14 protein-coding genes are annotated in these 11812 nt (G+C 73.8%); 6 read left to right on the top strand and 8 right to left on the bottom strand.

Translation table 11 applies throughout. The features are described from left to right. Positions 1-202: 202 nt before the first annotated feature. From ACQUFX_RS24190 to ACQUFX_RS24215, 6 genes are read right to left on the bottom strand one after another with little or no spacing between them, the layout of a single operon-like run. On the bottom strand, positions 203-1744 hold the full coding sequence (locus tag ACQUFX_RS24190) for a SpoIIE family protein phosphatase (protein WP_428967058.1): 1542 nt from the start codon (positions 1742-1744) through the stop codon (positions 203-205). A 2-nt stretch (positions 1745-1746) separates the two neighbouring features. Continuing rightward, the gene (locus ACQUFX_RS24195; RefSeq protein WP_428962575.1) at positions 1747-3132 is read right to left on the bottom strand and encodes an ATP-binding protein; all 1386 of its coding nucleotides are present in this window, start codon (positions 3130-3132) and stop codon (positions 1747-1749) included. After that, on the bottom strand, positions 3102-4115 hold the full coding sequence (locus ACQUFX_RS24200; RefSeq protein WP_428967059.1) for a SpoIIE family protein phosphatase: 1014 nt from the start codon (positions 4113-4115) through the stop codon (positions 3102-3104). Before ACQUFX_RS24200 ends, ACQUFX_RS24195 begins: the two co-directional genes overlap by 31 nt. Further along, positions 4112-4531 carry an ATP-binding protein gene (locus tag ACQUFX_RS24205; protein ID WP_428962576.1) on the bottom strand — a complete coding sequence of 140 codons (420 nt, stop codon included), beginning with the start codon at positions 4529-4531 and terminating at the stop codon, positions 4112-4114. Before ACQUFX_RS24205 ends, ACQUFX_RS24200 begins: the two co-directional genes overlap by 4 nt. Beyond that, positions 4528-4962, bottom strand: coding sequence for an STAS domain-containing protein (locus ACQUFX_RS24210; protein WP_428962577.1), 435 nt, complete (start codon positions 4960-4962; stop codon positions 4528-4530). Before ACQUFX_RS24210 ends, ACQUFX_RS24205 begins: the two co-directional genes overlap by 4 nt. Next, entirely contained in the window at positions 4962-5819 is an 858-nt protein-coding gene (locus ACQUFX_RS24215; protein ID WP_428962578.1) for an STAS domain-containing protein, read from the bottom strand. Before ACQUFX_RS24215 ends, ACQUFX_RS24210 begins: the two co-directional genes overlap by 1 nt. Before the next feature lie 158 nt (positions 5820-5977). Between ACQUFX_RS24215 and ACQUFX_RS24220 the strand changes: the two genes are divergently transcribed. Continuing rightward, entirely contained in the window at positions 5978-6337 is a 360-nt protein-coding gene (locus ACQUFX_RS24220) for an STAS domain-containing protein (protein ID WP_428962579.1), read from the top strand. Positions 6338-6347: 10 nt separating this feature from the next. Here the strand turns inward: ACQUFX_RS24220 and ACQUFX_RS24225 are convergent, their stop codons facing one another. After that, complete coding sequence (locus ACQUFX_RS24225) at positions 6348-7616, bottom strand: MFS transporter (protein ID WP_428962580.1); 1269 nt, start codon at positions 7614-7616, stop codon at positions 6348-6350. A gap of 50 nt (positions 7617-7666) precedes the next feature. Between ACQUFX_RS24225 and ACQUFX_RS24230 the strand changes: the two genes are divergently transcribed. The 4 genes from ACQUFX_RS24230 (at position 7667) to ACQUFX_RS24245 (ending at position 9634) form a co-directional block, all read left to right on the top strand. After that, entirely contained in the window at positions 7667-8365 is a 699-nt protein-coding gene (locus tag ACQUFX_RS24230) for a FadR/GntR family transcriptional regulator (protein WP_428962581.1), read from the top strand. Positions 8366-8405: 40 nt separating this feature from the next. Further along, complete coding sequence (mscL, locus tag ACQUFX_RS24235; protein WP_428962582.1) at positions 8406-8888, top strand: large conductance mechanosensitive channel protein MscL; 483 nt, start codon at positions 8406-8408, stop codon at positions 8886-8888. A gap of 81 nt (positions 8889-8969) precedes the next feature. After that, the gene (locus ACQUFX_RS24240) at positions 8970-9227 is read left to right on the top strand and encodes a hypothetical protein (protein WP_428962583.1); all 258 of its coding nucleotides are present in this window, start codon (positions 8970-8972) and stop codon (positions 9225-9227) included. Between the two features lie 29 nt (positions 9228-9256). Beyond that, entirely contained in the window at positions 9257-9634 is a 378-nt protein-coding gene (locus ACQUFX_RS24245; RefSeq protein WP_428962584.1) for a hypothetical protein, read from the top strand. A gap of 173 nt (positions 9635-9807) precedes the next feature. Here ACQUFX_RS24245 and ACQUFX_RS24250 read toward each other — a convergent pair whose 3' ends face one another. Beyond that, on the bottom strand, positions 9808-11139 hold the full coding sequence (locus ACQUFX_RS24250; RefSeq protein ID WP_428962585.1) for a benzoate/H(+) symporter BenE family transporter: 1332 nt from the start codon (positions 11137-11139) through the stop codon (positions 9808-9810). Between the two features lie 61 nt (positions 11140-11200). On the opposite strand from ACQUFX_RS24250, the gene ACQUFX_RS24255 reads away from it, so the two are divergent. Further along, positions 11201-11794 (top strand): helix-turn-helix domain-containing protein, encoded by a 594-nt coding sequence (locus ACQUFX_RS24255; RefSeq protein WP_428962586.1) that lies wholly within the window; start codon positions 11201-11203, stop codon positions 11792-11794. Positions 11795-11812: the final 18 nt, after the last annotated feature.

The raw sequence follows: 11812 nt of genomic DNA on the forward strand, positions 1-11812 counted from the left end.
GCGATGGCCGGTGCCGTGCCGCGCGGCTGGTCCCGCATCCGCTGCTCTCCCCGCCGTCCGCTCCGCGCCCGTCCCGGGGCCCTACGCAACGATCAGCGTGACTGCGCCGCACGGTGTTACATCACCGCCGGCCGGCCGGTCGCCGAAGAGCTGTTAACAAGGGGCCCTTCCTCTACCGGAGGCGTTAAGAGGGGGCCCTTCCTTACGCCGAGCGGCGGACGGCGACCACGGCGACGTCGTCGTGGATCTCCGGCGGGGCCAGTTCGTCCAGCAGCCGCTGGCAGAACGCGTCCAGGTCGCTGTCGACCCTGGTCGCGGCGGCGGCCAGCGCGGCCAGGCCCTCGTCGATGGTGACGTCCCGCCGCTCGATCAGCCCGTCGGTGTAGAGCACCAGCGTCGCCCCGGGCGGCAGCTCGAACTCCAGGTCGTCCGGGCGCTGCGCCCGGACGCCGAGCAGCGGGGCGGGCCGCTCGACGAACTCGACCTTGCCGTCCAGGCTGATCAACGCCGGCAGGTGCCCGGCGCTGGCCAGCCGGATCCGGCCGCTCTGCGGGTGCAGCAGCAGGACGCAGAGGGTCGCCAACTCGGCCGGGAGCAGCGTCCGCATCATCTCGTTGACCCGGTACAGGATCTGGCTCGGCTGGTGCCCCTCGACGGCGTACGCCCGGACGGCGTGCCGCAGCTCGGCCATCACGGTGGCCGCGTGCAGCGAGTGGCCGGCCACGTCGCCGATCGCCATCAGCAGGTGCCCGTCGAGCATGACCAGCTCGTAGAAGTCCCCGCCGACCTCGGTCTGCGCGCTCGCCGGCTCGTACCGCACGGCGAGGTCGAGCCCGGCGATCTCCGGGATCCGGCGGGGCAGCAGGCTGCGTTGCAGGGTGACCGCGATCCGGTGCTCCTCGTCGAAGGAGCGCTGCGCCTCGACCGCCGCCGCCACCGCCTGGGAGAGCTGCACCAGCACCGGGGTCCGCCGGGTCTGGGTGGCGGTGGGCACCACCACGTACAGCGGGGGGCGGTCCTCCCGCAGCTTCGCCGCGGCGACCGTCACCGTGTCCCCGGCCGGCCAGTCGACCAGCCCCCAGTGCGCCGAGTCGTCCACCCGGACGGTGGAGCCGGTGGGGATGCCGGTGTCGTCGACCGCCCACGGCACCACGGTCGCCCCGGCTCCCGGCCCGGCCGAGACCCCGGCGACGCAGTCGCCGTCGAAGGTCTCCGCCACCACGATGGCGGGACACTTGAAGATCTGGGCCGCACCGGCCGCCGCTTCCTCCAGCAGCCGGGTGAAGTTCGGCGCGGCGTGCACCGCGACGGTGGTGTCGGCCAGCCCGGTGAGCCGCTCGGCGAGCAGTTCGGCGCGCTGCCGGGCCTGGTAGTAGCGGAGCACCGCGTGGGCGGTGGCGACCAGCTCCTCCGGCTCGATCGGCTCGGCCAGGTACGCGTCGGCGCCCCGGGTCAGCCCCTGCGCCCGGTCCACCACGTCGACCGCGTGCGCCGACACGTGGATCACCGGCAGCGCCGGATGGTCCGCCTTGATCCGTTCGCAGACCTCGAACCCGCTCAGGTCGGGCAACCGGACGTCGAGCACGACCAGGTCGACCGGCTCCACCGCGACCCGGCTCAGCGCCTCGGCCCCGGTCTCCGCCTCGACGACCGCGAAGCCGGCCCGGGTCAGCCAGCTCACCAGCAGGTACCGCTTGGTGCGGCTGTCGTCGACCACCAGCACGGTCGCCGGGGGGCCGTCCACGGTCACGCTCTGCCCGTGGGCAGCACGACGGTGAACCGGCTGCCCCGGCCGGGCTCGCTGACCAGCTCCAGCGTGCCGCCGAGCAGCGTGACCAACCGCCGGGCGTACGGCAGGCCGAGGCCGGTGCCGCCCACCCGGGTCCGCCCGGGTACCTGGTAGAACTCTTCGAAGATCCGCTCGTGCAGCTCCGGCGCGATGCCCATGCCGGTGTCGGTGACCGACAGCTCCCAGCGGTCCTCCCGTCGCTCCGCCCGCATCCGCACCTCACCCCGTTCGGTGAACTTGAGCGCGTTGTGCAACAGGTTACGCAGTACCTGGGCCAGCAGGACCTCGTCCGAGCGGATGACCGCCGGATGCGGCGGCTCCTCGACGACCAGTTCCACCTCCGAGGGGGTGGCGAGCGCCCGCAGGGTGCCCCGGAGCTGCCCGAAGACCGCCCGCAGGTCCACCTCCGCCCAGGCCGGCTCGATCCGCCCGGATTCCGCCTTGGCCAGGTCCAGCAGCTCGTTGACCAGGGTGAGCAGGTCGGCCGCCGAGGACCGGATCCACTCCACCTGGCGGGTCTGCTCGGCGGTGAGCGGGTCGGAGCCCTCGTCGGCCAGGAGCCGGCCCAGCCCGATGATCGCGGTGACCGGGGCCCGCAGCTCGTGGCTGACGTTGGCCAGGAAGCGGCTCTTGGACTCGCTGGCCGCCCGCAACTGGGCGGACTTCTCGTCCAGCTCGGCGTAGAGCGCCACCACGCCCCGGTTGGTCTCCTCCAGCTCCTCGGTGAGCTGGTTGTAGAGGGCCATCACCCCCCGGTTGGTCTCCTGGAGCTCCTCGTTGAGCACGGCCAGCTCGTCCCGCTGGCTGCGGACCTCGTTCAGGGCGGAGATCAACTGCTGGTTCTGGGTGGCCAGCTCGTCCAGGGCACTGCCCGGGACGGCACGCTCCAGCTCGGCGCGCAGCTCGGTCAGGCGCTGCGCGGTGGGCTGGGCGGCGTTGGAGGGTGCGCGTCGGGACATCCTCACGACCGTAACCCCGTCGACGCTCGTCACGCCCAGCGCGTCCACCAGTCGCGCCACCGCGCCGGACTGCGGCTGGTACGTCCCGGCCGGCAGCGGACCCACCGGGGCGAGGTCGATCTGCAGCCCGAACCGGCCCTCCGGGTACGCGACGACGGCGAAGGTGACGTCGGCTCCGTCGCAGGTGGCGAGCAGGTCCCGGGCCACCTCGCTGAGCGCGGTGGCGATCCGGACCTGGTCCTGGTGTTCCAGGCCGACGGCGACGGCCGCCTCCCGGCCCCGCTGCCTGACCAGGAAGATGTCCTGCTCCACCCGCAGCGCCAGGCGCAGCAGCGTGGTGTCCTCGCCGCCGGTCACGACCAGCCCTGGGCGACCAGGACGCACGCGTCGTCCCGCCGGATCCCGGCGTCGCGCAGCAGGGTGGCGGCCACCACGGTCGGGGTCCGCCCGGCCAGGCCGGGGTAGTCCTCCAGCGACCAGCGGTCGACCACGCCGTCGCTGTGCATGACCAGCAGGGCGCCCGGGTCGAACGGGTAGTCGTACTCCCGCACGACGGGACGCTGGTGTCCGGCGATCCCGGGCAGCGAGACGAGGCCCCGACGCCGTCCGCCCTCCACCACCACCACGGCGGAGATGTTGCCCAGTCCGGCGTACCGGAGCAAGCCGGCCGTCGAGTCCAGCTCGGCGACGGCCAGCGCGGCACCCCGGGTGTGCGACATCGCCCGGTGCAGGTGCTGCACCACCGAGCCCGGGGACGCGGCGGGCGCGGCGCGGAAGGCGGCCAGCGCGGCGTCGCTGGCCGCCGAGGCGAGCGGCCCGTGTCCGAGCCCGTCGCAGACCAGGACCTGGTGCCGCCCCTCGATCACCCGGACGGCGCACCCGTCGCCGCTGACCGACTCACCGGTGAGCGGCCGGGTGATGCCGTCCGCCCACCTCGTCGGCGGGGCGACCGACGGCCAGACCTGGACGGCGAAGACGGTGCCCCGACCCGGCCGGGAGTACCCGTCCGACCAGCTCGCCTGCCGGACGATGGCACCGAGCCCGATGCCCAGGGTGCCGGCGGTGGAGTGGCCGTCCCGGGAGGAGACGGTGAGGTCGGCCATGCCCGGCCCCGAGTCGACCGCGATCAGCTCCACCCCGGCCTGCCCGTCCTGACGGGCCGGACGCAGCAGCAGGAGGCCCTCGTCGGCGTGCTTGACGAGGTTGCTGGTCAGCTCGGCGGCGACGATGGCCAGGTCGGCGGTGCGGGCGGCCCCCAGGTCGAGCTGCGCGCCCAGCCGCTCGGCCGCCCGGCGGACCGCGCTGGCGGCGCTGCTGCTCTCCACCCGGAACCAGGTGCCCCGGTCGGGAACCCCGTCGGCGATCACCGGGACCACTTGGTGACGGTGATCCGGGTGCCCTGCCCCGCCGCGGTGTCGATCTCGAACTCGTCGACCAGCCGACGGGCCCCGCTCAGCCCGAGGCCGAGCCCCCCACCGGTGGTGTACCCGTCGGTCAGCGCCAGGTCCAGGTCGGCGATGCCCGGCCCGGTGTCGGCGAAGACGATCCGCACGCCCCGCCGCCGGCCGTTGTCGACGGTCATCACGTCGACGGTCCCGCCACCGCCGTAGACCAGGGTGTTACGGGCCAGTTCGCTGGCCGCCGTGACCAGCTTGGTCTGGTCGACCAGGGAGAGCTTGACGGCCACCGCGACGGCCCGGACGAGCTGACGGACCCGGACCACGTCCTCGTCGGCGCGGACCTCCTGGGTCTGCGGCTGCCCCAGGTCGACGCCGACGGTCATCTGGAGGCCGTCGTCTCGGCGGCGGGATCGCCGTCCGGCCCGGCGTCGTCCTCGTCCTCGTCGGGTTCCTGGTCGTCGTCGCGGGCGGCGGCGATGAGTTCCATGCCCCGTTCGACGTTGAGCGCGGTCCGGATGCCGTTGAGCGACAGGCCCAGCTCGACCAGGGTGATCGCGACGGCGGGACGCATCCCGACCACCACCGTCTCGGCGTCGAGCACCTTGGAGATCGAGGCGATGGTGGAGAGCATCCGGCCGACGAACGAGTCGACGATGTCGAGCGCGGTGATGTCGATCAGGACGCCGTGCGCGCCGGTGGCGACGATCCGCTCGGCGAGGTCCTCCTGGAGCTGCACGGCGGTCTGGTCGGACATGTCCACCTGGATGGAGACCAGCAGGATACTGCCGATCTTGAGGATCGGTACCCGGTCCATCACTGCCCCCGACGTGCCCGGCGGCCCATCTCGACGCCGGTGCTGCGCAGCACGTGCCGCAGCGCGTCGGCCAGGCTCGCCTTGGTGGCGATGTCGCCGAACTCGATGCCGAGGGCGACGATGGTCTGGGCGATCTGCGGGCGGATGCCGGAGATGATGCAGTCCGCACCCATCAGCCGGGCGGCCACCACGGTCTTCAGGATGTGCTGGGCGACCTGGGTGTCCACCGCCGGAACCCCGGTGATGTCGATGATCGCGTACGGCGAGCCGGTGTCCACCAGCGTCTGGAGCAGCCGCTCCATCACCACCTGGGCGCGGGCCGAGTCCAGGGTGCCGACCAGCGGCACCGCGACGACGCCCTCCCAGAGCTTGACCACCGGGGTGGAGAGTTCGAGCAACTGCTCGGCCTGGTCGGCGATCAGGCTCTCCCGGGTCCGGACGTAGCTCTCGAAGGTGAACAGCCCCATCTGGTCGATCAGCGCGGAGTAGGCCACGTAGTCGCGGAGCGCCTCCGCGCCGCCCTTGACCTCCAGCATCTCCAGCAGGACGTCCTTGAGCGCGAAGACGCTGATCGCCGTCTCGGTGGCCGAGAAGCCCTGCCGGGCCCTCCCCCGGGACAGCTCGGCGAGCTCGGCGCGGAGTTCGCCGGCGCCTTCGTCGGCCAGGTCGGCGACGCCCTGCTCACCGAAACCGACCATGATGCGGTGCAGGTCCTGCACCTGGCGGAGCAGCTCGGCGTGGCTCAGCCGGCCCCGCATCTGGGCCGCCACGGTCTCGGTCCACCGCAGCGTGATCCGCTCACCGTGCTCCCTGAGCAGACCTGCCAACCGGCCGCTCTGTTCGGCGGTCAATGCCATGGCTTCCCTCCTTGACCTGGACCGCCGGACTCTATCACCGGCACCTTGGCAACTAGTTGCCCCGTGGCAAAGAAATGACCTCGGGCACCCTGGCGGCTCCCGCTCTGCACACCCCCCGTCGGTGGGATACCGTTCCCCCGATAACAGGAGGTCTCCGAATGTCCCTGACGGTGCACACGGAACAGCGCGGCGACGTCGTCGTCGTGTCGGTCGCGGGCGAACTGGACATGGCGACGGCACCGCAGCTCCAGGACCAGATCACCGACCTGCTCGACAAGGGCCGCAACCGCCTCGTGTTCGACCTGGCGGAGGTGTCGTTCTGCGACTCGACCGGTCTGTCGGTCTTCGTCCGCGCCAAGAACAGCTGCGACGAGGCCGGCGGCGAGGTCCGGTTGGCCGCCCCGCAGCGTGGCGTGCTGCGCATCCTCGAGGTCAGTGGGCTGGTCGAGGTGCTGCACACCTATCCGACGGTGGAGCAGGCGGTGGCCGGCGACCCCACGCCGACCTCGTCCTCCTGACCACCGCCGCTCACCGCTCGTCCTCGACGAACCGGGGGCGAGCGATCACCATGCCCGCCGCCGTCTGCACCGCCAGCGCGGCCAGCAGGAACCCGATCGGCACGGTCCAGCCGCCGGTGGCCCCGTAGAGGACGCCGACCAGCAGCGGGCCGAGCGCCGCGATGAGGTACCCGACGCTCTGGGTGAACGCCGACAGCGCGACGGTCCCCTCCGCCGTCCGGGCCCGCAGCCCGATCACCGCGAGCACCAGCGGGAACGAACTCTGCCCGACGGCCAGCAGCGCCGCCCACAGCAGCGCCCCGTCGTGCGGGGCCACGGCGAGCCCGAGGTAGGCCAGCAGCATCGCCGTGGAGAGCGCCAGGATCAACGGACGCAGCGAGCGCAGCCGGCCGGCCAGGGTCGGCATCAGCATCGCGATCGGCACCCCCAGCGCGGTGACCGCCGCCAGCAGCAGGCCGGCGTCCCCGGCCCGGAAGCCGGCATCCCGGAAGAGCTGGGCCAGCCACCCCATGATCGCGTAGGCGCCGAGCGCCTGGGTGCCGAAGTAGAGCCCCATGGCCCAGCCGAGCCGGGTGCGACCGGGCCTGATCCGGGGCGGGTCGGGCGCGTCCGCCGCCGGGGCCGGGCGCGGCCCCGCCCTGCGGGCCCGCCGGGCCAGCGGCACCCACGGGAGTACGGCCGCCAGCGCCAGCCCGGCCCAGACGGCCAGCCCGGCCCGCCAGGAGCCGAAGGTGTGCGCGACCGGCACCGCCGCCGCGGCAGCCGCCGTCGCGCCGACGGTCATCGTCATCGAGTACGCGCCGGTGACCAGGCCGATCCGGTGCGGGAAGTGCTGTTTCACCAGCATCGGCAGCAGGATGTTGCCCACCGCGATCCCGCCCAGCGCCAGGGCGCTGTGGAGCAGGAAGACGACGCCCGAGCCGGTGGTGACCCGGAGCAGTTGCCCGACGGCGAGCGCCAGCATCGCCGCGACCAGCACCCGGGGCGCCGCGTACCGGCGGACCAGCCGGGGGGTCAGCGCCCCGAAGAGCGCGAACGCGAGGGCGGGCAGGGTGGTGACGAGGCCGGCCACCACCCCGGAGAGCGCCAGGCCGGTACGGACCTCGTCGAGCAGGGCGCCCAGGCCGGTGATCGCGGCACGCAGGTTCACCGCGACGAGCAGGATGCCGGCCAGCACCAGGAATCCGCCCGTGACCGGGGACCGGGGCGTCGGGTCGGGGCCCCGGGTGGGGGCGGCGGTACCGTGCGGGTCCGCGATCACGGTCGTCGACGGGGTCATGACCTCGAACCTACAATCATGGGATGAATTCTGGACGGGAGTTGTAACGGGTGACACCGTCGGTTGATTCCGCCCCGGTACCCCCGCGCGGGCGCCGGGTGCAGCAGACCATCGCCTCGCTCCGGGACCGGATCCTGCGCGGCGAGTGGCCGGTGGGCGGCCGGATCCCGACCGAGCCGCAACTGGTCACCGCGCTCGGGGTGGGCCGCAACACCGTCCGGGAGGCGGTCCGCGCCCTGGTGCACGCCGGGGTGCTGGAGTGCCGCCAGGGCTCCGGCACGTACGTGGTGTCCACCGACGAGCTGGCCCCGGTGGTGGCCCGCCGGATCACCGACGACCAGCGGGCCGAGCTGCGGATGGCCGAGGTGGTGGAGGTACGCCGGGCCTTCGAGGTGGAGGCGGCCCGGCTCGCCGCGCTGAGGCGAACCCCCGAGGACCTGGCGGCGCTCGACGGCGCGCTCGCCGCCCGGGAGGCCGCGTGGCACGGCGGTCGGGTCGCGGAGTTCGTGGAGGCCGACGCGGCCCTGCACACCGCGGTGGTGGCCGCCGCGCACAACGACATGCTCGCCGAGCTGTACGCCTCGGTCGGTACCGCCCTGCGCAGCACCATCGCCCGGACGATGGGGGACGAACTGGCCCCCGAGCGGTACGTGGACCACGGCCGACTGGTCGACGCGATCCGGGCCGGCGACCCGGCGCGGGCGGCCCGGGAGGCCGGTGCTTTCCTGGAGCCTCCCCCGGGGGGATAGGTTGCCCCCGATGGAAGACCGGACACCACGGGAGTAACCGATGCTCAAGGGCTTCAAAGACTTCATCATGCGCGGCAACGTCATCGACCTGGCGGTCGGTGTCGTCATCGGGGCCGCGTTCACCGGCGTGGTCACCCAACTGACCAAGTCGTTCCTGGAACCGTTGATCCGGGTGTTCGTGCTGCTGATCACGGGCAGCGAGAAGGGCATCGCCGGCACCGCCCCGGAGTTCCGGGGCATCCCCTTCGACTGGGTCGCCTTCGTCAACGCGCTGATCACGTTCCTGCTCACCGCGGCGGCGCTGTACTTCCTCGTCGTCTTCCCGATGAACAAGCTGGCCGAGCGGCGGCAGCGGGGCGAGGAGCCGCCGCCCACCGCGCCGAGCGAGGAGATCAAGCTGCTCACCGAGATCCGGGACGCCCTGGTCGCCGCCGGCCACGGCACGCCGGGACAGCAGCGCGGCGCGCTGGACGACGTCCTCGGCCGGCGTACCGACCCGCCCGTGCCGCCCGCCCAGCGCTGAGCCGGCCCCCGCACATCGGCCCCTGTGGGAATCCCGCAGGGGCCGACTCTTTTCGTACGCATGTTCGATAGAGTCCCGGCCATGGAGCAGCGGAAACACTGGTGGAACGGCAAGTGGGGCCGACTCGCCCGGCGGGACGTCTTCCTCCGGGTGGACGCCGACCGCTGGCACGTGGAGCAACGGGCCGGCGGCGCCGAGGGCGTCTCCCGGTTCTACGAGTACGGCAGCGCGGACGAGGCCGAGGAGACGGTCCGCGCCCTGCTCGACGGCCCGGACACCTGGCGGGAGCTGTCCCCGCGCCCACCCGACGGCTGGGCCCCGCCGGCAACGGGCGTTTAGCGGCGTACCGGACAGGGAACCGCGCCACCATGAGCCAGCAGGACACCGAGCAGCAGGCGACCATCTCCCGGGTCACCACCGGCATGCGGGTGGTCGACTCCACCGGCGCCGATGTCGGCACCGTCGACCTGGTCCAGCGGGGTGACCCGAACGCGGTGACCGTCCAGGGCACCCCGAACGCCGACCCCGGCAGCAGCCTGGACGAGCTGATCGAGTCGACAGCGGTCGAGGAGCCGGACGTCCCCGCCGACCTCGCCGCCCGGCTGCTGCACAGCGGCTACCTCAAGGTCTCCACCGAACTGGTCCCCACCGGCGCGGTGTACGTGCTGGCCGACCGGATCGCCGCCGTGGCCGACGGCGAACTCCGACTCACTGTCCCCGCCGCAGACCTCCCCTCGGAGGAGTAGCGCCCGCCGACGCTGCCCCCGGCGGTCGCGTGGCGCGCCGGTGGACACCTGCTGTTCGACGTCCTTTCGAGCTGCCCCCACGAACGGGGCAGGCCGCGCGGTCCGGATCAGGTCGGACCGAGGAAGAGATCAGGTCGGACCGAGGGGCGGATCAGGTCGGACCGAGGGGCGGATCAGGTGGGGCCAGGGCCGAAGCTGGGCTGGGCCGGCTCCCGGTGCCCCGCCTGCGGGGGCAGTTCGACAGGCTCCGCCCGGTCGGATGCCGGCCCCGCCGCCTGGCCGGATGCCGGCCCCGCCGCCCGGCCGGATGCCGGCCCCGCCGCCCGGTCGGATGCCGGCTCCGGTCCGCCGGAGCGGCGGCGGAAGAGGAGCAGCATCAGCCAGCCGGCGAGCAGGCCCCAGAACGCGCCGCCCACGCCCAGCAGGGTCACCCCGGAGGCGGTCACCACGAAGGTGACCACGGCGGCCTCGCGGGAGTCGGCCTCGGCGACCGCCGAGGAGACCGCGGTGGCCAGGGCGCCGAGCAGGGCCAGGCCGGCGACCGCCTCGATCAGCACCGGGGGCGAGAGCGCGACCAGGGCGGTGGCGACCCCGGCACCCAGGCCGAGCAGGGCCAGCCCGGTGCCGGCGGTGACCGAGGCGATCCACCGGCGGTCCGGGTCCGGGTGGGCGTCCGGGCCGGCGGCGAGGGCGGCGCTGATCGCGGCGAGGTTGACCGCGTGCCCACCGGCGGGGGCGGCGGCCAGGCTGGCCAACCCGGTCGCCCGCAGGCCGGCGCCGAAGGGTGGACGGTAGCCGTAGCCGACCAGGACCGCCATCCCCGGTACGTTCTGCGCGGCCATGGTGACCAGGAAGAGCGGCAGCGCCAGCCCGACCACCGCCGAGACCGTCCAGGCCGGCGCGGTCAGCTCGAACACCGGCCGGAAGCCGGGTCCACCGGCGGCACCCGTACCCGGGGTGGTGAGGGCGATCGCCACCACCGCCACGGCCAGCGCGGCGGGCACCGCCCAGCGGCGGGCGTACCGGTGCAGCAGCAGCCAGGTGAGGACGACGGGGGCGGCGAGCGCGGGTACCTCGACCAGGGCCCGCACCGGCGCCGTACACAACGGGAGCAGTACCCCGGCGAGCATCGCGCCGGCGATCGGCCTGGGGATCGCCGCGACGGCCCGGCTCAGCGCGGGGAAGAGCCCAGCGGCCACGATCAGCGCGCCGGAGACGAGGAACGCGCCGACCGCCGCCGGCCAGCCGCCGGGGATCGGGCCGGTCGCCACCAGCAGCGCCGCCCCGGGGGTGGACCAGGCGACGCTCATCGGGATCCGGTACCGCAGCCCGAGCCAGGCGGCGGCCAGCCCGGAGGTGACGCAGAGCGCGAGCAGGCCCGAGGCGGCCTGCGCGTCGGTCGCGCCGGCCGCGCGCAGCCCGGCGAGAACGACGGTGAACGAGCTGGCGAAGCCGACCAGGGCGGTCACCACCCCGGCCACCAGCGGTTGAGTCCGTCCCGCCATGACCACCCTCTCCATCCGCTGTTCCGTAAACGGAACGGCGATCGTGTAGCACCATAGCGGCATGGACCAGCCGCCACCACAGCGCCGTCGGACCTCCGATCCCGGAGCCGGGGAGGTCGGCGAGCGGGTCCGCGCGCTACGGACGGAACGGGGGTTCTCCCTGTCGCACCTGGCCCGGCTGGCCGGGGTGGGCAAGGCCACCCTCTCCGGGCTGGAGAACGGCACCCGCAACCCGACCCTGGAGACGCTCTACGCGATCACCGCGCAACTCGGCGTACCGCTCACCGCCGTGCTCTCCGGGCCGGCGCACGAGCCGGTGGTCCGGGGGGCGGCGGTCACCGCCACCCTGCTGGAGGTGTTCACCGAGGCCGAGGCGACGTTCGAGCTGTACCGGATGCGGGTCGCCCCCGGGCCGGGGCAGCTCTCCCCGGCGCACCAGCCCGGCGTCACCGAGCACGTCACCGTCTTCAGTGGGGTGTTGCGGGCGGGGCCGGCGGACGCCCCGTCGACCGCCACCCCCGGCGGGCACCTGCGCTGGGTCTCCGACGTGCCGCACAGTTACGCCGCGCTCGGCGACGAGGAGGTCCAGGCCACCCTCCTGCTGCGCTATCCGGGACGTACCCGGCTTTTTCCGAACCTCGACGGTAGTGCGTAGAGACGGCGGCGGGGTGTT

The organism is Micromonospora fluostatini (genome assembly GCF_050410825.1).
GTDB lineage: Bacteria > Actinomycetota > Actinomycetes > Mycobacteriales > Micromonosporaceae > Micromonospora > Micromonospora rosaria.